Source organism: Parasutterella secunda (assembly GCF_023336895.1).
GTDB lineage: Bacteria > Pseudomonadota > Gammaproteobacteria > Burkholderiales > Burkholderiaceae_F > Aphodousia > Aphodousia faecalis.
The window spans coordinates 16,381-36,802 of the sequence record NZ_JAMBLT010000002.1 but is presented as its reverse complement, the minus strand read 5'-3'; the positions used below and the strand labels follow the sequence as shown (position 1 = coordinate 36,802).

Annotated in this window: 17 protein-coding genes; 13 read left to right on the top strand and 4 right to left on the bottom strand. The window is 46.1% G+C overall.

Features of this window, described 5'->3' with window-relative positions:
* Positions 1–53: 53 nt before the first annotated feature.
* The 3 genes from M3080_RS02860 to M3080_RS02850 form a co-directional block, all read right to left on the bottom strand.
* A complete protein-coding gene (locus M3080_RS02860) occupies positions 54–1,886 on the bottom strand; it encodes an AMP-dependent synthetase/ligase (protein ID WP_249091809.1) in 1,833 nt (610 codons plus the stop codon).
* A gap of 151 nt (positions 1,887–2,037) precedes the next feature.
* Positions 2,038–3,885, bottom strand: a complete 1,848-nt coding sequence (locus tag M3080_RS02855; RefSeq protein ID WP_249091808.1) for an AMP-dependent synthetase/ligase — start codon at positions 3,883–3,885, stop codon at positions 2,038–2,040.
* A 397-nt stretch (positions 3,886–4,282) separates the two neighbouring features.
* The gene (locus M3080_RS02850; protein WP_249091807.1) at positions 4,283–4,558 is read right to left on the bottom strand and encodes a hypothetical protein; all 276 of its coding nucleotides are present in this window, start codon (positions 4,556–4,558) and stop codon (positions 4,283–4,285) included.
* A gap of 365 nt (positions 4,559–4,923) precedes the next feature.
* Between M3080_RS02850 and M3080_RS02845 the strand changes: the two genes are divergently transcribed.
* The 3 genes from M3080_RS02845 (at position 4,924) to M3080_RS02840 (ending at position 7,965) form a co-directional block, all read left to right on the top strand.
* Positions 4,924–6,948, top strand: a complete 2,025-nt coding sequence (locus tag M3080_RS02845; RefSeq protein ID WP_283162525.1) for a ribonucleoside triphosphate reductase — start codon at positions 4,924–4,926, stop codon at positions 6,946–6,948.
* 17 nt (positions 6,949–6,965) lie between these two features.
* Positions 6,966–7,139: an anaerobic ribonucleoside-triphosphate reductase gene (gene nrdD, locus M3080_RS09270; RefSeq protein ID WP_022472328.1), complete on the top strand. Its 174-nt coding sequence runs from the start codon at positions 6,966–6,968 to the stop codon at positions 7,137–7,139.
* Between the two features lie 79 nt (positions 7,140–7,218).
* Positions 7,219–7,965: an anaerobic ribonucleoside-triphosphate reductase activating protein gene (locus tag M3080_RS02840; protein WP_249091806.1), complete on the top strand. Its 747-nt coding sequence runs from the start codon at positions 7,219–7,221 to the stop codon at positions 7,963–7,965.
* Between the two features lies 1 nt (position 7,966).
* Here the strand turns inward: M3080_RS02840 and M3080_RS02835 are convergent, their stop codons facing one another.
* Positions 7,967–8,776, bottom strand: a complete 810-nt coding sequence (locus M3080_RS02835) for an MBL fold metallo-hydrolase (RefSeq protein ID WP_249091805.1) — start codon at positions 8,774–8,776, stop codon at positions 7,967–7,969.
* Between the two features lie 216 nt (positions 8,777–8,992).
* On the opposite strand from M3080_RS02835, the gene rpsF reads away from it, so the two are divergent.
* The 10 genes from rpsF to dnaB all read left to right on the top strand — a co-directional run bounded on the left by rpsF (position 8,993) and on the right by dnaB (position 20,419).
* Entirely contained in the window at positions 8,993–9,397 is a 405-nt protein-coding gene (gene rpsF / locus M3080_RS02830) for a 30S ribosomal protein S6 (RefSeq protein WP_022472332.1), read from the top strand.
* A 42-nt stretch (positions 9,398–9,439) separates the two neighbouring features.
* Complete coding sequence (locus M3080_RS02825) at positions 9,440–9,733, top strand: primosomal replication protein N (RefSeq protein WP_022472333.1); 294 nt, start codon at positions 9,440–9,442, stop codon at positions 9,731–9,733.
* Between the two features lie 2 nt (positions 9,734–9,735).
* Positions 9,736–10,008, top strand: a complete 273-nt coding sequence (rpsR, locus tag M3080_RS02820) for a 30S ribosomal protein S18 (protein ID WP_022472334.1) — start codon at positions 9,736–9,738, stop codon at positions 10,006–10,008.
* A 20-nt stretch (positions 10,009–10,028) separates the two neighbouring features.
* On the top strand, positions 10,029–10,478 hold the full coding sequence (gene rplI / locus M3080_RS02815) for a 50S ribosomal protein L9 (RefSeq protein WP_249091804.1): 450 nt from the start codon (positions 10,029–10,031) through the stop codon (positions 10,476–10,478).
* A gap of 181 nt (positions 10,479–10,659) precedes the next feature.
* Complete coding sequence (locus tag M3080_RS02810; RefSeq protein ID WP_249091803.1) at positions 10,660–10,842, top strand: hypothetical protein; 183 nt, start codon at positions 10,660–10,662, stop codon at positions 10,840–10,842.
* A 5-nt stretch (positions 10,843–10,847) separates the two neighbouring features.
* Positions 10,848–12,758 carry an autotransporter domain-containing protein gene (locus tag M3080_RS02805; RefSeq protein WP_487369338.1) on the top strand — a complete coding sequence of 637 codons (1,911 nt, stop codon included), beginning with the start codon at positions 10,848–10,850 and terminating at the stop codon, positions 12,756–12,758.
* Between the two features lie 173 nt (positions 12,759–12,931).
* Positions 12,932–14,980, top strand: coding sequence for an autotransporter outer membrane beta-barrel domain-containing protein (locus M3080_RS02800; RefSeq protein ID WP_249091801.1), 2,049 nt, complete (start codon positions 12,932–12,934; stop codon positions 14,978–14,980).
* Between the two features lie 130 nt (positions 14,981–15,110).
* Positions 15,111–16,520 (top strand): amidohydrolase family protein, encoded by a 1,410-nt coding sequence (locus M3080_RS02795; RefSeq protein ID WP_249091800.1) that lies wholly within the window; start codon positions 15,111–15,113, stop codon positions 16,518–16,520.
* 98 nt (positions 16,521–16,618) lie between these two features.
* Positions 16,619–18,877, top strand: a complete 2,259-nt coding sequence (locus M3080_RS02790) for an autotransporter outer membrane beta-barrel domain-containing protein (protein WP_249091799.1) — start codon at positions 16,619–16,621, stop codon at positions 18,875–18,877.
* A gap of 174 nt (positions 18,878–19,051) precedes the next feature.
* The gene (dnaB, locus tag M3080_RS02785; RefSeq protein WP_249091798.1) at positions 19,052–20,419 is read left to right on the top strand and encodes a replicative DNA helicase; all 1,368 of its coding nucleotides are present in this window, start codon (positions 19,052–19,054) and stop codon (positions 20,417–20,419) included.
* Positions 20,420–20,422: the final 3 nt, after the last annotated feature.

The window sequence follows — 20,422 nt, the reverse complement described above, 5'->3', positions numbered from 1 at the left end:
TAATAAATATTTCAAGGGGCCGGCGTGGCCCCTTTAGATGTTAATGAAAGCCCTTAGCGCTTGCGCGGGGAGTCGTACAACTCCTCGATTTCTTTAGCGAAGCGCTCAGCGATTTGCCGACGGCGAAGCTTCATGGTCGGCGTCAGCAGTCCGTCCTCAGCCGTCCAGTGCTCACGCATAATGTAGACATTTCTGGGGACGCAGTACTGCGGGAAATGTCTGGCCGCCATGCGCACGCGTTTGACGACTTTGGCTCGTAAATCGCGGCAAAGGTTAAGCGCGGGGCTATCCGGCGTGATGCCCACTTCTTCGCACAAAAGCTTAAAGAGCATGTCGTTGACAACCACCAGAGCCGTAATGTAGGGACGACCTTCTCCGACCACCATCACTTGTTCGAAGAGGTGATCTTCCTGAATGGCAAATTCCACATCAACGGGACTGATTTTTTCACCGGTACTGGTGACGATAATTTCTTTGATACGGCCCTTAATTCGTACTCGGCCGCCATCGCTTAAATCCACTTGGTCACCGGTTCTCAGCCATCCGTCCTCGGTGAAAGAGGCAGCGGTTTCCTTAGGCAGATTCCAGTAGCCCTTCATCATGCTGGGGCCATAGACCTGAAGTTCCTCATTGTCTCCGGCTCTGACTTGACAACGGGCAAGCGGCAGACCGACTGTGGCCGGGTGGTTGCCCGTGATGCCGTTCATGGAGATGATGGGGCTGTATTCGGTTAAACCGTAAGCCTGGCGGATGTTAAGACCGAGAGCGCAGAAGAATTTGGCAACCATCCCGTTTAAGGCAGCGCCACCACTGATGATGTATTTAAAGCGCGGACCGAAAAGTGCACGCATGGGAGCAGCCACGCGATCAAAATAAAGGGCTTTGATGATGGAGTCCATGGCGGGCAAACCGTCATCTTCAAGCGGTAAATCGTTTGCCCGGCAGAAATCACGCCAGCCAGCCGCAACCACACGGTCAGCCATCAATTGAGCCGAAGCGCCTTGTCTGGCGTACTGAGCTTGAATTTTGGCGTAGAACTGTTCAAGAATTCTCGGCACCGAACACATGATGGTCGGGTGAATATCTTTGAAGTCTTCGGCAAGCTGCATCGGACCGCGGCTAAAGACCAGTGTGGCGCCGTGGGCGACACAGTTGTAATAGGTGGCTGTACGTTCAAACGTATGAGAAAGCGGCAAATAGGATAAGAAGAGATCCTCATCGCTTAAAGGCATCTGTTTGGCCGTATCCTGAACGTTGGAAACGACGGCGCGATGCGTGAGCATAACGCCTTTGGGACGGCCGGTTGTGCCGGACGTGTAGACAATAGCGGCCAAATCCTCTTCGGTCGGGCCGGCGGGCAATTGGCTTACATCGAAAGTCTCTCCCGCTTTGAGCCACTTGTTGACACCGCAGTAATGAACGGTCTTACTTTCGCCTTCTTCCTCTTCGGTTGTAAAAACAACTTGCTCGAGCGTCGGCACCGGTGTGTCGGAATTGAAAATGGCGTTCCAACGGGCTTTTGTGGTGGTCACTAAGAAGCGGCAGCCGCTGTCACTCATAATGTAGGCGGCCGATTCCGGCGTATCAATAGCGTGAAGGGGAACGGGAACCAGGGCATTAGCGAGAGCGGCTTGGTCAAAAGTGAGTGCGTCCAGTGAATTGATTAAAAGCATGGCGACGCGATCGCCGCGCTTTAACCCCATGGTGGCAAAGGCTTTGCGCCAACGCATGACACGTTCGCCGAATTCTTTCCACGTCACACTTGTCCACTTTTCGTGCTCGTAGTCGTAATAACGGTACCCTTCTTTTTCTGGTTTAGTCGCGAGGGTGTGCGCGAGCATTTCGGGCAAGGTTTTGAAATCATCAATATATGTATGACCGACCATTTTGACGCTTCTTCGGAAAGTTTTACTAAACAGATTATTGTACATAAAGATTTTGCGAAAAATACTTCGTTTTTTATGTGATTTTTTCGATGAAATAGGGCAAAAGAAAAGGCAGGTGGTGCCTGCCTTTTCTGGATGCGTCGATTGCTGATTAGCCGGCGTGAGTTTCGTAGAGCTTATTGATATCGTCTTGGAAACGCGCTTTGATAATTCGACGTTTTAATTTGAGTGTCGGCGTCAGCATGCCGTTTTCAATGCTCCAAGGCGTAAGCGTCAAGATCAAAGCGCGGGGAACACCGTATTGCGGGAAGCCCCGGGTGAGTTTTTTCACCTTGCGCAAAAGCGTTTGGTGAACAAGCTTTGCGTTCAGTGACTTCGGATCATTGGGGTCTAAATTGAGCTCTTTAGCTAATTCTTTCCAGCGCTCCAATTCAAGCACTGCCACAAGACTGATATACGGTAGGCCTTCACCAACGGCCATGACTTGAGCAAACATCGGATCACTTTCAATCGCCATTTCCAGATCGGCCGGCGGAATCTTTTCACCGGTACTCGTCACGATGATTTCTTTAATACGGCCTTTGATGCGGACATGACCTGAAGGAAGAATGTCAGCTTGGTCTCCGGTTTTAAGCCAACCGTCTTCCGTGAAAATGTCTGCCGTAGCATCGGGTCGATTCCAATAGCCCTTCATCACGCAAGGGCCTTTCACTTGCAGCTCATCATTGTCACCGAGTCTGAGCTGCATATTCGGCAACAGCATACCGACCGTGGAGGGGTCGTTTTGGTGTTCTTTATTGACAGTTAGAATCGGACTGGTTTCTGTCATCCCGTAACCTTGGAAGATCTGGATGCCCAAACCGATAAAGGTACGAGCCACGGTTTGATTTAAGGCGGCGCCACCCGAAATAAACGCGTGAGGCTTGATCCCGCCAAAGACTTCACGAAGCGAGGTGCCGACCTTTTCATCCAACCAGTCTGCCATTATGCCGTCAAGACATTCGCGCCAGGTATGTTCAACAGGCAAACCGTTTTCCTTACAAAAACGACGCCAGCCGACTTCAACCGCCCAATTAAAAACGTATCGCGTCAGTGCGCCTTTTTTTGCGAGTTTGTCATTTAATTTAGCGTACACGCGTTCATAGATACGCGGAACAGACATGAGGATCGTCGGCCGAACATAGTGCAAATCGTCAATGATCTGAAGAATGTTGCGGTTAAAGTAGATCTGATTGCCCATTCCCATGGCTAGGTAATAGGTGGTCGTACGTTCAAAAGTGTGTGACAGAGGCAGGAACGAAAACCACTTATCGTCCGGATTCGGTCGGATATTGCCCATTACGCCTTTGGCGTTTTCCAGGATATTTTCATGAGTGAGCATGACGCCCTTGGGACGGCCGGTCGTGCCTGAGGTGTAAACAAGGGCGGCCAAGTCCTGAGGATCAATGTCAATATCGGTGATCGTGACATTTTCACTGGCTTCTAACCACTCGGCCAGTGTGCAGACATTAATGTCGGCGTTATTGACACGGTCGTCTTCGGGAATTGAGTCATCCGTGATGATGACGGCTTTCAAGTTCGCCAGGGTATCGGCTTGGCGGATGCCCTTCCACTTGAGGTACTTGGCTGTAACCAACACTCTGGCTTCACTGTCATTGAGAATGAAGGCGCTTGACCCCGGGGTGTCAACAGCGTGAAGGGGAACGGGGACTAAACCGCAGGCAAGTGCCGCCTGGTCAAAGCAAATGGCATCGATGCAATTGGGTAAAAGCATGGCCACCCGTGACCCTTTTTCCAAATTGAATTTGCAAAAAGCTTTTCGCCAGCGTTGGACTCTTTCATAAAGCTCCCGGTATGTCAGCGTTTTCCAAGACTTTTCGGAGGCAACATACTGGGTGAGAGCCGGCAGATCATCGTGACGGCCCAAATGATGAGTGAGCACTTCGGGTAAAACACGGATCTTCAGAAAATCTTCATAGCGGGATTGTGTGGTTTCCATGGCGCTTGCTATAGCAGATATCGATGACAATGACTCGCTAAGAATACTGGTATTTGCCCTTAATGTTAAGAGAATCATCCGAACGGATTACTCTCAAGGAATGGTTAGTGATTCCTGTAAAAGCGGAAAAAACGATTAAATCAGTATTGAAAATTAGGTGAAAAACCCTAAAAAAGCCGAAAATTTTATAAGAAAAACAATAAGATGTTATTGCAATAGCGCCTTTTTAAGATAGAATTAAGAACAGATTTTCCAAGCATGTAAGCTCCTCAATTGTAAGAGCGAATTCAAGGCCTGGTCAGCAATGAATCACTCTCTTACCATGCTTAGCAATGGATGGGTTATCGAAGTCGGGCAACGAATTTCGGTAACCCATTTCATTTTTGAGAATCGTGAACTACTTTGCGATATCGCTCAATTTCTTAGCAGCCATTCCGTCTTGATAGTTTCCGGAAAATTGCACCTCGATTTTCTTATCCAAGAGTAAGCCATTAAGTTCGGTCTTGTCTGAGTCCATCGTGCTGAATGAATAAATCTTAGAATCCGCTGTTTCGATCGTAACGGTGTTCATGGAGGCATCGACAACTTCTCCCTTAACAGAATGTGACGGCCCCATCAAAGAACAAGCGGATAGCAAACCGGCGGCAGCGACAGTCAAAATTATTTTTTTCATTTTCAAAATCCCCTTTTGGTTATTTAAAGCGCAACTCAACAGGTCCGAAGAGTGCAGGCAAACCTTTTTGCCTAATTTTCCTTGCTAAAACAATAAGTTTGTTCATTTTTAAACAATTCATTGTTTGTTTTTATTGTGCGAACACAACATGTTGTATTCAAGGGAAAACCCTATATTTTTAAAATTTATCCCATTGTTCTGTAAATCAAGCGTTTTTCAAAACTGTGGATAAGTCACTAATCTAAATGTAGTGCGTTCCCCAAAAGTGCTTAATAAATAGGCAGAAAAATCACAGTACTTCTTTAAAGTTAATCGTGCAATCGCTCAGTTGTTGGGAGCGATATTCGTTTTTTGGAGTACCTCTGATGTTTGAGAAGAAGTTATCGCACTTGATCAAGCGCGATGGCAGTGTCAAAGATTTTGACGCAAGCAAGATTGTTGCCGCCATCGCCAAAGCAGGAAAAGCGACCGGAGAATTTGACGAGTCACGTGCAGGCCGAATCACCGAAGAGCGCGTGTTGCCGAGCCTGGTTGCTCTCAATTTAGTCACGCCTCATATTGAGCAAGTGCAGGACGCTGTGGAACGCGCCCTCTTTGAGGAAGGTTTTTTCAAAACGCTTCGCGCCTATATTGTCTATCGTGAACAACGTCAGAAGGCCCGTGATGCCAGACAGAGTTGGGTGAATGTTGAATCTTCCATCAATGAGTATCTTCAGCAGCTTGACTGGCGCGTGAACGCCAACGCCAATCAGGGTTACTCCTTGGGCGGTTTGATTTTGAATGTTTCCGGTAAAGTGGTGGCCAACTATTGGCTCAACTACATCTATCCGGCTGAAATCGGTCGTGCTCACCGCGAAGCCGATTTCCACATTCATGACTTGGATATGCTCTCGGGCTACTGCGCTGGTTGGTCATTGCGTACTCTTTTAACGGAAGGGCTCAATGGGGTACCGGGTAAAGTTGAAGCGGGCGCCCCGAAACATCTTTCATCGGCTACGGGTCAGATTGTCAATTTCTTAGGCACGATGCAAAACGAATGGGCCGGTGCTCAAGCGTTCTCCTCATTTGATACGTATTTGGCACCTTTTATCAAGAAAGACAACGTGCCCTATGAGGAAGTCCTTCAAAGCATCCAGGAGCTTATCTATAACCTCAATGTTCCTTCCCGTTGGGGTACGCAGACCCCCTTTACCAATCTCACTTTCGACTGGACGTGCCCCGAAGATCTAAAGGACCAGCACCCGATTATCGGCGGTGAAGAAATGCCCTTTACCTATGGCGACTGCAAGCGCGAAATGGACATGATTAATCGCGCCTACATTGAAGTGATGACCAAGGGTGATGCCAAGGGTCGTGTTTTCACGTTCCCAATTCCGACCTATAACATCACGCCTGACTTTGATTGGGACAGCGAAAACGCAGACAGATTGTTTGCAATGACCGCCAAATACGGTTTGCCTTATTTCCAGAATTTCATTAATTCGGAATTAAAGCCCAATATGATCCGTTCGATGTGCTGCCGTCTGCAGTTGGACCTGCGTGAACTTCTCAAGCGCGGCAACGGTCTTTTCGGTTCCGCAGAACAGACGGGCTCGCTCGGTGTCGTCACCATCAACTGCGCTCGTTTAGGCTATCTCTTTAAGGGCAATGAACAGGGTCTTTTTGATCGCTTAGATCACCTCTTGGATTTGGCCAAGACGAGTCTTGAGATCAAGCGCAAGGTTATTCAACGCCATATTGATCAGGGACTTTTCCCGTACACGAAACGCTACCTCGGTACGCTTCGTAACCACTTCTCCACGATCGGTGTCAATGGTATTAACGAATGCATCCGCAATTTCACAAATGATGCCAATGACATCACCGATGATTGGGGTCATGCTTTTGCCTTAAAGCTTTTGGATCATGTTCGTGCCCGTATGGTTGAATTCCAGGAAGAAACCGGTCACATGTATAACCTTGAAGCTACTCCGGCCGAAGGCACGACATACCGCTTTGCCAAAGAAGATAGAAAGCGCTTCCCGGATATTATTCAAGCCGGTACCGAATCCAATCCCTACTACACCAATAGCTCTCAGCTGCCGGTGGGTTTTACTGATGATCCGTTCTTGGCGCTTGAAATGCAAGACGACTTGCAGCGCAAGTACACGGGCGGTACGGTGCTTCACCTTTACATGGCCGATGCCATCAGCTCATCAAAGGCTTGTAAGGAATTGGTGCGCAGAGCCCTTTCAAGATTCCGTCTGCCGTATCTGACGGTGACGCCGACCTTCTCGATTTGCCCCAAACACGGCTATATCTCCGGTCGTCATGATTTCTGTCCGATCTGCGACGCTGAATTAATTCGTGCCAAAAAGGCACAGGCGGCTTGCCAAAAGGCTGATTGCTAATTATTGAGAGAAAGAAAATGGATAAAAAAGACGAAAAAATCGAATTAAAAGACAGTGAACGCCAACCCTGTGAAGTTTGGACCCGTGTGATGGGCTACCATCGACCGGTCTCATCTTTTAACACCGGTAAGAAAGGTGAATTCTACGAACGCAAGTGTTTTGTAGAAAGTAAGTGTGGTTTGTCTAAATAACCTCTAAATCTGAAAGGCGCCGTGAAGACTTTCTTTTCGGCGCCGTTTTGTCTTCGTGTTGCTGTAAGGATTGCCGTTTATGCCTGAGGAAACTTCACGCTTGAGTGCTGAACACTTAAAGATCGCAGCCATTACCCCTTACACAAGTATCGACTACCCGGGGTATTTTTCAGCCGTGGCCTTCATTCAAGGCTGCCCTTGGCGCTGCCGCTATTGTCACAATCCGCACATGCAACCGAGGGAATTTCCTCCTCAATACCTGCATAGCAGTTGGGAAGAATTGGTCGCTTTACTAAAGCGACGTCAAGGGCTTTTAGACGCGGTGGTTTTTTCGGGCGGTGAGCCGACGCTTGATCCCGCCTTGGCCGATGCCATGTCCAGAGTTAAAGAAATGGGTTTTAAGATCGGACTGCATACCTCGGGCTGCTATCCGGAACACGTCAAAAAGGTGATCGGCTTAGTGGATTGGGTGGGGCTTGATGTAAAGGCGGCGCTCTCAGAAGAAGTTGCATACCGTTGGATCACGGGACTGGAAAAGTCCAATCCCGCTCAAAATGTTTCGGAGTCCTTGGCTATTATCCAGGCGGCTCAAGTGGATTATGAGTGTCGAACAACCGCCCATCCGGTCTATTTACCCGATGAGAAGATTTTAAGTCTTGCCCGTGAACTTAAGGAGCGAGGAGTGGAGACATTCGCACTGCAGGTTTACCGCAAGCCAAAGGAATTGGATCTTCCTTTTGCCAACGTTGGGCACGAGTACCCGGAACCTGAAACACTGGACGCGTTAAAGGTGATGTTCACTCATTTTGAGCTGCGTCGGGAATAACTCACAACGTCAAACGCTGTCCGCAGCCGGCCCAATCCACATCATCAAAAGCTCGGGCCATGGCTGCGGCCGCTTTAAAACCCGTGCAGTGGTTGGGACGCCAATGTTTCACCGGGAATGCCTTTAACGCTTCAATCCATATGGGAAGTTCTTCATCTTTGGCGGCGCTCAGGTGCGTTCCGCCTAAAACGGTGTCAAATTTCTTAACCCCAAATGTTTTCTGTGCATACCGCAAAATGTTAGGTAATCCCGCATGAGCGCAGCCTAAGACAACGCTTATTCCGTTTTTCCCTTTGACTAGAAGCGAGAGGTCATCGGCGAAAGTGTCCGGGATGATTTGCCCGTCCTGCGTTTCTTCCCACATATTTTTCGAATTGACAAAACGACGGTCGCGGTCGTTTTGAGGAACTGTGAAAGCAATAATCTCATCGGTTATTTGAGCCCAACTGTCAATGGGATTGGTCAAAATTGAACTAAAAAGCGGCCCGCCACCGCCGTTTCGTTTCTGGTCGGCATCGGCCCAGCGTTGAACGGACATAGAACGCGCTCCCCAGCGTTTGGCGGTGGGTGCGAGCAGTACAGCATCCACTAAGCCTCCCGTGTGATCAAAATGCGCATGAGAAAAAACAATATGCTCGATGGTTTTGGGGTTTATTTGAAGCGCTTTGAGGTTGTGCGTAAAAGCGTGACCTTCGGAGCCAGTGTCCAGAAGAAGATGAGTTTTGTCGCTTTCCAGATAAAGCGAGTACCCCCATTCAGCTCTTAAAAGGCGGTTTGTACAAAAATTTTCAACGACAACAGTCACTTGCATGGCTAAAAATCCCAAAAACAGTGTTATTGGTGCTAATATAGCGCCGCTTTGGCAATCTATGAAGAAAAATTCCGCTAACTCTTTAAAAAGTCAGCGAAAAAGGTGTTCTTTTGGCTTGCAAAAGCCATGATTGTTGATTACAATCACACTTTTTCTGTCCTTGCCACACCGGAAATAGACGCTCCGGGTGGCTTTTCCCGTAAGGAGACAATTCCAATGCGTCATTATGAAATTTGCTTTATTGTGCACCCGGATCAAAGCGAGCAAGTTCCCGCTATGATCGAACGCTACAAAGCTCTCGTCGCTGAACAAGGCGGCAAGATGCATCGTGTGGAAGACTGGGGTCGTCGTCCCTTGGCCTATCCGATTCAAAAGTTGGTCAAGGCTCACTATGTTCTCATGAACGTTGAATGCACGCATGAAACGCTCGCTGAGATCGAAAACGGCTTCCGCTTCAACGACGCCGTGTTGCGTCACTTAACGATCAAGATGAAGAAGGCTGAAACGGCTCCTTCTCCGATGATGAAGATCGTCGAACGAGAAGAACAAAAGAAGGCCGCTAGCGAAGCTGCTCAGGCTCAAGCCCAAGCTGCTCAAGCTCAAGAAGCTGCCGCCGCTTAATTAATTTTTTATCCCTGTCGGAAACAATAAAGAGATACGCCGGTGAACACGATCAGATTAACGGGCGAGTTCACACAAAAAGCCCAGATGCGGTACACACCCGCGGGGCTGGCGGTTTTAGAAGTGGTGTTTCACCACATGAGTGTGGTTAAAGAGGCTGGAAGTGATCGAAAATTGGTTTTCGATTTTGCCGGCAAAGCCTGCGGCGATATCGCCTTGGCGCTCGATAAAGAACCGTTGGGATCGGTTTTTGAGATCTCTGGTTTTTTAGCTCCCCGCTCACAGCGTTCCCGACAAATGATCGTACATATTACGCAATACTCACAAGGAGTTTAAAAATGGCTTTTGGTGCAAAGGGCAAGGGTAAGCCGCGCCGTGGCAACCAACAAAACGCGCTCTTTAAGCGCAAGAAGTTCTGCCGCTTCACGGCCGAACACGTCGAAATGATCGACTACAAGGATGTGGAAACGCTCCGTGACTTCATCCAAGAAAACGGCAAGATCATGCCGGCTCGTTTGACGGGCACGAAGGCTCACTATCAACGTCAACTCGACACGGCCATCAAGCGCGCTCGTTTCTTGGCTTTGTTGCCGTACACGGACAATCAATAATCGAGTGAGGAGTTAATCAAATGCAAGTTATTCTTCTTGAAAAGATTACCCACCTCGGTGAATTGGGTGACATCGTTAAGGTTAAGGATGGTTACGCTCGTAACTACTTGATCCCCACCAAGCGTGCTAAGCGTGCTACGCAAGCCGCTATTGCCGAATTCGAACAACGTCGCGCTGAACTTGAAAAGGCTCAGGCCGAACGCATCGCCGCTGCTGAAGCGATCGCTGCCAAGTTGAACGGTGACGTGGTTGAAGTGGCCAGCAAGGCCGGTGTTGACGGACGCCTCTTCGGCTCTGTCACGAACTCTAACATCGCTGACGCTCTTCAAGCTCAAGGTTTCGATATTAAGAAGGCCCAAATTCGTTTGCCCAACGGCCCGATCAAGGCTTTGGGTGAAACCCCGATCGTGATCGGTTTGATGACGGACATCACCGCCGAAATCACCGTCCGCGTCGTTGCTGAAGCTTAAGTTTTAGTATCGTAATCGACACAGAAGGCTCGGTTCCTTTTTGGGAATCGGGCCTTTTTTGTAATCTTTTTGCAAAAAAAATGTGAATTTTTATGTCTGATTGACATTAGTCAAGACGAAAGTTTGGGGGGGGGTAGGCTCCTGGTATCGCGCTACATGGCGCAGATTTCTGGAGATTCAAATGCATTTAGTTAAATCTGCTTTAACTCTTTCTTTAGCCGCAGTATTTTGTTCAACGGCTTACGCTGAAAACTACGAGTTTATTTATAACGGAACAGGATCTGTTGGGTATTTTACTAACGGGGAAAATCTCGGAGAAAACGATACAGCCTTTGTTGCGGCAACAAAAGAAAATGGTGCGTAGGTTTTATCAAAGTCGGAGACGCAACTACGACGGCAACCAACTATGGTTCAATCACTGTTCAGGGGCTTTCTAAAGAAGAAGGTTATACCAAATATGCAACAGGTATGATTGTACAAAATGGTACTGTTATCAATGAAGGTAAGATAACAGTTACAGCTGATAGTTCTTGGAATGGCGAAGCTGCAAAAGCAATTGGTGTTGATCAGCAGGGAACCGCCATTAATAATGGAACCATTATTGCAACAAACGCTTCTGGTATGGTTTTAAGTACGGCTGCAGATGGTCAAAAAATTACGAATGGAAAAACGGGCGTAATTAATGTTAGTGGTTCCGGGGCCTATGGCATCAGTATTCATAGGGAAAAAGGGAGCGATAACGGTGCATCGTTAACAGTTAACAACGAGGGAACCATTATTGCTACTGATGGTGCAATAGGGGTAATTGTCGATTCAACTGGTGATAACGGTACTTTCTCAAATTCAGGATTAATTCAAAGTGAAAGTACTGCAATCTCAATTTCTGCATCAAACTTTATGTTGGAACTGTCTGGAGATTCACATATTGAAGGGAATATTTTATTAGCAACAGATAGTACCATTCATGCCGATAAACTGAATAAGCAGGAAACAATAAGAATCAATAAAGCGGGCACTATTGATGCAGATGGAAGTGACTTAATTGTTAAAAGTTCATATCCTTCCAACACCTTAAAAGTTGGAACTGTTGATGCAGATGCTTCTTCAAGTGTTAATTTCAGTTTCGACAAATTAGGTTCTGAGAGCAAGAAATTATTAGAAGTTGAAAATGTAACGGGTGACGGTAGCGTTGGTGTTGAATACACTGCTTCTGTAAGTGACGCTTTGGCTGCAGGTGCAGATAAAAATGATCTCTTTGCTGGTATTAAGTTAGGCGCAGAAGGTGAACCCGACACAGTTTACGTTTCTAATGATGGTTCGGCCTGGGGCAATTCTGGTTACTACACCAAGGATAAGGAAACCGGAGCGATTTCTGAACAACTGACTGGTACAAACACTTTGTTGAGTTCAGCAACGGACTTGGCTATCACCAATGCCTTAATGTGGCGTTCTCAATTGTCTAATTTGACGGACCGTATGGGTACGCTTCGTACAATGCCTGAAACAGCTGGAGCTTGGGCTCGCTACAACGGTGGTCGTTTGGATGGTCGTGGTATTCAACACGATTACAACACGGTTGAAGTGGGTTTTGATAAGGCTATTTCCAACAACGTCATGTTGGGTATTAGCTTCGATTACACAAAGGGTGATACAGACTTGGATGCCGGTACTTCTGATAACAACACCTATACGTTAGGTCTTTATGGAAGTTATTTCAATGAGTCTGGTTGCTTCTTGGATGCCATGTTGAAGGTCGGTCGTATTGATACGGATTACGATCTTAATAACGGCATCTCTGAAAAGGGTGACTATATGTTGACCGGTACCATTGTCGGTATCGAAACAGGTCATCGTTGGAATATCCAAAACTACTTCATCGAACCGCAAGTTCAATTGACCTACAGCTACTTGCGTCCTGAAAACTACAACACGAACCTTCGTGAAGTGAAATTTGATGACATGAAGAGCTTAATTGCTCGCGTGGGCATCATGGGCGGCATGAAGTTTGCTGAAGATCGCGGTTCCGCCTACGTGAAGGCTTCTTATAACCATGACTTCTTGGGTGACATCGAAGGCAATTACAGTGGTGTTACTGCTGCTGGTAATGCGGTTCGTGTCAATGTTGATGATGAATTGGATGACAACTGGGGTGAAGTGTCTCTCGGTGCTTCCTACCAAGTCACGGATTCTGTTAACACATTTGTTGATGTTGGTACCGGCTTCGGTGGCGATATTGATCAAAAGTGGCGTGTGAACTTGGGTGCCCGCTACGTCTTCTAATTGACTTAACTGCCTAACTTTCAAGGCTCGGTTTCTTTTGGGAAATCGGGCCTTTTTTGTAATCTTTATGCAACAAATCTGTGAATTTTTATGTCTGATTGATATTAGTCAAGACGAAAGTTTGGGGGGGGGTAGCATCGGGGCAAGTGAAAACCACGTTTATGGAGATATAAATGCATTTAACAAAAACTATTTTAGCTAGCTCGATTTTGATGGCTATTTCAGCTTCTTCATTAGCAATTGAAATTCCAGCCTGGGCTCCCGAAGGAGAAGGAACAACAGTTGGAGCCCCCGCTCAACTTACACAGTTTGATGAGGATTCCTATTATGTGAAGACCAACTCTAGTAGTACAAGTGAAGGTTTTAACTCGGGAAGTGCAACTTTTGATAAGAAGTTGTGGATTGAACAAGTTAATTCTGATCATCGTGCTTATGGTCTGTTAGCTGGGAATGGTCAAACTGCAACAAATGCACAAACTGGACTCATCTATGTAAAGGGTACGACAGATGGCTTTTGGAAAGTAAAAGCTATGATGGCCCAAAATGGTGGAAAGATTGTCAATGAAGGGACCATTGTTGCTGATAATGCCTATGGCATGATGATTACGAATACGGATGGTAATACTCTAGAAAACCATGGCACCATTGTCGTCCTAAATAATGGTGTAGCAATGGACTTTGCCGGCAGTAGTACTTCCAACGTCAAGTCAGGTTCTGTACTTAATACAGGGGATTTGATTGTTCAAGGCGATGGTAATTTAAAGGCAATTCGTATTGCAGAGGGTGCAACAGGGGTTAGCTTTACCAACGAAGGCTTGATTTCTGCGACAGGAGAACAAGCAAAGGCTATTTCAGTTGAAAATAATGACGTAACAGTTACCTTGCAAAAAGGTTCCCAGGTTAACGGTTTGGTGGATCTTGAGCAGGATACGGTTCTTAATGTGAAAGATCTGGAGTCTGCACAAACAATTTCTTTGAATGACTTTGCAGGAGCAGTAACAGTTACTAATAGCCAAGTGACGTTCGAACAAGGTAGTGACAACGTATTGGAAATTGCATCTGTCAAGACTGACAACGGATCTCAAGCAAACTTCAAATTAAACGCAGCAGGAAATGAAACTGCTCCTGTTTTAACTATTGGAAGTGTAGAAGAGGGTTCTAACCTTAGTTACGGATACGCTGCTTCTGTTTCAGATGATTTACAAGCTGGAAATGTAGTTGCTTCTGATTTATTGAATGGGATTCAAATTAACGGAGAAAGTGCTAAGTTAGCTTCAGTAGATCAAGGTTTGATGGGTGATGCCGGTTACGTTGATGAAACAGGTTTCCATGCAACCCGTACTAATGATCTTCTTCGTTCAGCTCAAGACTTGGCTATCACCAACGCCTTAATGTGGCGCTCTCAATTGACGAACTTGACTGATCGTATGGGTACGTTACGCACGACGCCTAACGCCGCCGGTGTTTGGGCTCGTTATAACAATGGTCGTTTGGATGGCCAAGATATCCAACACGATTACAACACGGTTGAATTGGGTGTTGATAAGCGCATAGCTGATAACGTCACGATTGGTTTAAGTTTCGATTACACAAAGGGTGATACGGATTTGAGCGCCGGTAGTTCCGATAACAATACCTACACGGTTGGTTTCTACGGCAGCTACTTTAATGAATCCGGTTGCTTCTTAGATACGATGTTAAAGATCGGTCGTATTGACGCTGACTATGATTTCCGTACAAGTGCCGGTAAAGAAAGCGCTGATTACATGTTAACCGGTGCTATCTTTGGTATCGAAACGGGTCATCGTTGGAATATCCAAAACTACTTCATTGAACCGCAAGTTCAATTGACTTACAGCCATTTGCGTGCGGAAAATTACACAAGCTCCATCGGCCGCGATGTTAAGTTTGACGATATGAGCAGCTTGATTGGTCGCGTTGGTGTCATGGCCGGTATGCAATTTGCTGAAAACCGTGGTTCCGCCTATGTCAAGGCTTCTTACAACCATGACTTCTTGGGCGATGTTGAAGGCAATTACGAATTTAACGGTTCTGTACGTCAGTTTGATGACGAATTGGATGACAATTGGGGTGAAGTGTCTCTCGGTGCTTCCTACCAAGTTACCGATTCTGTCAATACGTTTGTTGATGTCGGCACCGGCTTCGGTGGTGATATCGATCAAAAGTGGCGTGTGAACTTGGGCGCCCGTTACGTTTTCTAATTGACTTAACTGCCTAACTTTTGGGCTCGATTTCTTTCGGGAAATCGGGCCTTTTTTGTTGTAAAAAATTATTTTTAATTAAAGAATTTAGGCCTATGATGAAAAAATAATCATTAAGGAGTGTTCTTTTATGTATGACCTAATTATCCGAGAAGGCCGAGTCATTGATCCGTTGAATCATATTGACGAAGTGGTGGACGTGGCTGTCGAAAACGGACGCATCGCTGAAGTTGCTCCGAGTATCACAAATGCCTCTAAAAGCGAATTAAACGCAAAAGGAAAGATAGTGATGCCTGGAATTATCGATATGCATACACACATGAGAACGCTTTTTGGTCATCCTCATGCCCAAAGAATGATTGCTTTAGCGGGAGTGACAACCACTTTGGATATGGCGGGACCTCTTGAGGATATTTTGGATTCTATTCCGGGTAGTGGCGCTGGTGTGAACATCGCTATCTTACAAGCGGCACAAGAAGGGGAAACGATTTCAACCTCTAGACCATCCGAAGCTGAGCAAAAGTCTTTTATTGAACAAGTGCTCGACCACGGAGCGATCGGTGTTAAATTATTGGGCGGTCATTATCCGATGGATTTGGATATCAGCGCCTCCTTTATTGAGAAGGCCTCTATGCTGAACGCTTGGATCGGCTGGCATGTAGGTAACACACAACATGGCTCGAACATTGAAGGTTTAAAGGACGCTTTGGGAGCGGCAAACGGTCATTTTCTCCATGTTGCCCATGTCAACAGTTACTGTCGTGGTCAGGTCAGAAATGAATTGGATGAGGCTCTCGAAGCGGTCAAGTTATTGAAATCCAATCCTCAAGTTTTCTCAGAATCCTATTTATCCGCCCTTAATGGAACACGCTTGACAATTGAAAATGATCATCCGGTTAGCAAGGTGACAGAGACGTGTTTGAAAAAAGTTGGGTGTACTCCTGATTTTGAAGGGATGAAAAAAGCTATTCTGACAGGTCGCGTGGGTGTTCTATGTGATGACGGGCGTATTGGTAAATTAATTAATGGCGAAGAGGGGTTCAATTATTGGCTATCTCATAAGACAGTGACTTCCGGATCATTTGCAGTGAATCCCGCAATAAGTCGTTTTATTTTGGCTCAAGCCAAACGTGATAACGGATCATTTGTGGTTGACTCATTTTCAACGGATGGCGGGACCTATCCGAGAAATGTTATTGTTGAAAATGGCCTGTGCTTGGTGCAATTTGGGGCTATCACATTAAATGAGTTTGTTGTGAAGGCGAGTTTAAACGGGGCGCGGGCTTTGGGATTGCCAACTAAGGGACATTTGGGTATAGGTGCCGATGCGGATATTTCCATTTTGGACTATGAGCGTAAGAAAGCCTATGCAACAATCGTCAATGGTGAAGTTATCATGCAGGACGGAGCGCTCTTCGGTAAAGGGACGACTATCATTTGTGATGAACGTGGAGATAAATATCTTAAGGGTAGAGGGATACGAACTTATATAAAGAAACCTTTGGATCTCAAAGTTATCGAAAGTCGGTTTGTACCATAGAACTTTAAATTTAGATTTATAACAGCTAGTTGGCTCGGTTCAGAAGAATCGGGCCTTTTTCCTTATCGTTTTCCTTTAAAAAGCGTTGATTTTATTGCTTGATTGATATTGGTCAAGACAAAAGTTTTGGGGGGGGGCAGAATCAACTAAAACCTTTCTTTTTTCTTACAGAGGATGATATGAGAAAGTCTTTATTGGTTCTCGCTATAGGCATGGCATTAACTGGTAGCGCTTTTGCGTTAACCGTTGATGATTTAAATTCTCCATACGAAATGGATATTTCTGCTGGTTCAGAAGGCCTCATAGTTACAGATGCGGGTAAGGTTATTAATAATTCAATTTACATTGGAGATCCAAGTACCTCTCTTAATGAAACATTTAAAAATGACGGTCAGATTACCACAGGGGTTTTAGATATTTTTGCAACGCAAACTCCTACATTTAACGGATCTATCACTGCAACGGAAAAGTTCATATACCGAGGAATGGGAAACACTGTATATGATGTAGCCTTGAACTCAGTTGTTGAAACCCCTTTATTGGTTATTTGGGATGAAAAGAAAACACCTGTGGGATTAAAAGTTTCAAAGCAAGAAACCGTAAATGGTATTCAGGCAATAGAAGTTGTATCCCAAGGAGGCAAAACCGGTTTGATTGTTGATGGGCAAGACCTTAAATTGCCAGAGAATATTTGGTTACGTCATCTTGGAACCGACAATGATGCTCGTGTCGAATTATATGCAGGATCCAGTGCCTACTTTACAGACCTCTATGCAGAAGGTGAATCAACAAAAATTCAGCTGAACGGATCCTCCAGCGCTGTCGTTGAAAACATCTATGTGGCAAAAGGCGAGGGTTCGCACTTAAATATCCAATCTGAGCTTGGTGGTGATTTGGATGCTGTAAATCAAATTACTTTGCACAACATAACCGTTGGTGAAGGTGCTTCGATTCGTGCTTCTGTATATACACTAGCCTCAGATTTCGAGAAAGAAAGGCCAGATCTGATTATTAAAGGCGACCATTTAACTATTAATTTAGAAAAAGATTCAAAAGCTGATTTTGGTGGTTACAAAGAAGATGAGGATCATACGTGGCGACCCGAAGACATTATCTTTTCCGTTGATTCGTTAACTGTCAATATTGCAGATTCAAGAAGTGATAACAGAATTTATTTTTCAGGGGTAGAGGGGAAATTAAAAACTGAATCAAAAAATATCACTTTAATTGCCGATGCATCGAACAACACAGGAAATGCGACAGATGATTTAAATCAGTTGGCTAACATCGCTTACACAAATACCAAGATAGATACTAACGGAGACGGTTTGAGGGACAATAACTTGCAATGTTTAGGTGGTATCAACATTGTTCAAGAAGCTTCAGACATTTACGATGGTGCGACGGCGACAGTTGCCGAAGGTTGTCCTAATTGCACTATCACTAACGTGCGTATTCAAGACAATCCTAATGTTCACGGTATTGCCGAAATGGCAGCTTTGGGTTTACATATTTGGCGTAACGAAATCGATGATATGCACCGCCGTGTCGGTGAGTTAAGAGATAGTTCAGCGCAATCCAACGGTCTTTGGACACGTGTCTATCACGGTAAAGCGGAATACGGCGATCAAAACGTAACCAATCGCTATACCGCTTTCCAATTTGGCTACGACCGCCAGGTTCGTGATGGCTTCTGGTTAGGTGGCGCGTTCTCATACACCGATGGTGATAATAATTTTGACTACGGTAACGGCGACAGCAATCTTTATACATTCAGTGGCTATGGTTCTTGGCTCTTTGGCAATGGTGTTTATTTAGACTTAGTCGGGAAAGTCGGTCGGATGAAGAATGCCTTTGACATTCGTTTCAATGACATTAAATCCACGGGCGACTACCACACCAACGCCGCTTCGCTTTCGGCTGAAATGGGCTGGCGTTATTTCGCCACCGAGGAACTTTATTTAGAGCCTCAAGTTCAAATGTGGTACGGCCATGTGTTCGACGCTGATTATCATACGTCAACCGGTATTAAGGTTGAGAATGACTCCGTTGACTCCTTGGTCGGTCGGGTCGGCGTGAAGATGGGCTACAAAGATAGTCAAGGCCGAGGTGGAGTCTTCTTAAAAGCCTCTGTGTTGCATGACTGGGAAGGGGATGCCAAGTTCCGTTACAGTAAGGGCGCAGATGTTTCCAGAACGCTAACAGAATCGCTTGGCGGAACCTGGTATGAATACGGTTTAGGCGCTGATTACAACGCCACTGAACAGGTTCACTTGTATGCAGATGTAGAAGCCGCAAACGGTGGAGAAGTGGATACGGACTACCGCTTCAATGTTGGTGTCCGATACGCTTGGTAATTAATAATATTTATTAAAAACAACAAGATATTCCCGGTGGCGAGAATTTGCCATCGGGAATTTATTTCTCAAAAATAATTCGTTTGCAGAAACATTTTCTTTCAAGAGCGGACAAGGTCGTCTGCTAAAATAACTCTCCTATTTATTGAACATTAATCTTTGCTATCCAGAAGAATGCCTGAAGAAAAATCCACTGATACCGTACGCTTACCGCCGCATTCGACCGAAGCCGAACAAGGTTTACTAGGAAGTCTTTTGATTGATAACCGTGTCTTTGACATGGTGAATGACGTTGTCTCGCCTGAAGACTTTTACCGGGGGGATCATCGTCGCATCTACGAGCATATTGTTCAGCTTATCAGTCAAGGACGTCCCGCGGACGTTTTGACTGTTCACGATTCAATGGCCGCTGTAGGTTTGGGTCAGGAAGGAACCAAGAGTTTTTTAAACTCTTTGGCCATGAACACGCCCAATTCGGCCAACGCTCGTCGTTACGCTGAAATCGTGCGCGACCGAAGCATTCTTCGCAGTTTGGTCAATGTCGGCTCCCAGATTGTCGATTCTGCCTTGGACACCAAGGGAATGGAAACAAAAGACATTTTGGATCGGGCAGAAAGTTCTATTTTCAAAATCAGTGAAGACGCCCAAGTTGCCGGGGCCGGATTAAAACCCGTGAAAGGCGCATTGGCGGCGGTTTCTGAGCAGATCACGAAACTTTATAACTCCAAGAGCCAAAATCCTGTCACGGGTGTGCCGACCGGTTTTATTGATTTAGACCGATTGACAAAGGGCATGCACCCCGGTGAATTGATTGTTGTGGCAGGGCGCCCCGCCATGGGTAAAACAACCTTTGCGATGAACATCGCCGAATATGTGGCCCTGCGCGCTGAGATGCCTGTTGCGATTTTCTCCATGGAAATGCCGGCGGAACAATTGGCTATGCGTTTGATCAGCTCTTATCAGCGCATTCGTTTGGAACATTTAAGAAATGGCCGCTTAGAAGGTGACGAATTCCAAAAGATGGGGGCGGCGGTAGCCGATATTGCCAATTCGCATAATATCTTTATTGATGACTCTTCGGGTTTGACGATTACTGATGTTCGATCCCGCGCAAGACGCTTGTCGCGTGAAGTCAAACAATTGGGACTCATTGTTGTGGACTACATTCAGTTGATGTCGGGTGATGGACGGGGAGAGAACCGCGCGCAGGAAATTTCCGATATTTCCCGTGGGCTGAAACTTTTGGCCAAAGAGCTCAACTGTCCCATTATCGGTTTGTCTCAGTTAAATCGTTCATTGGAACAACGTCCTGACAAACGCCCGATGATGAGTGACTTGAGAGAATCCGGTTCTATCGAGCAGGACGCTGACGTCATTATCTTCCTTTATCGTGACGTTGTTTATAACCAAGATTTAAAGGATACGGACCAAGAACGCGATGCAGAAGCTATTATCCGCAAACAGCGTAACGGTCCAACCGGAACGGTGGAGCTCACATTCTTTGGTGAGTTCACACAATTTAAGAATAGGGCAAGAGTATAAGAC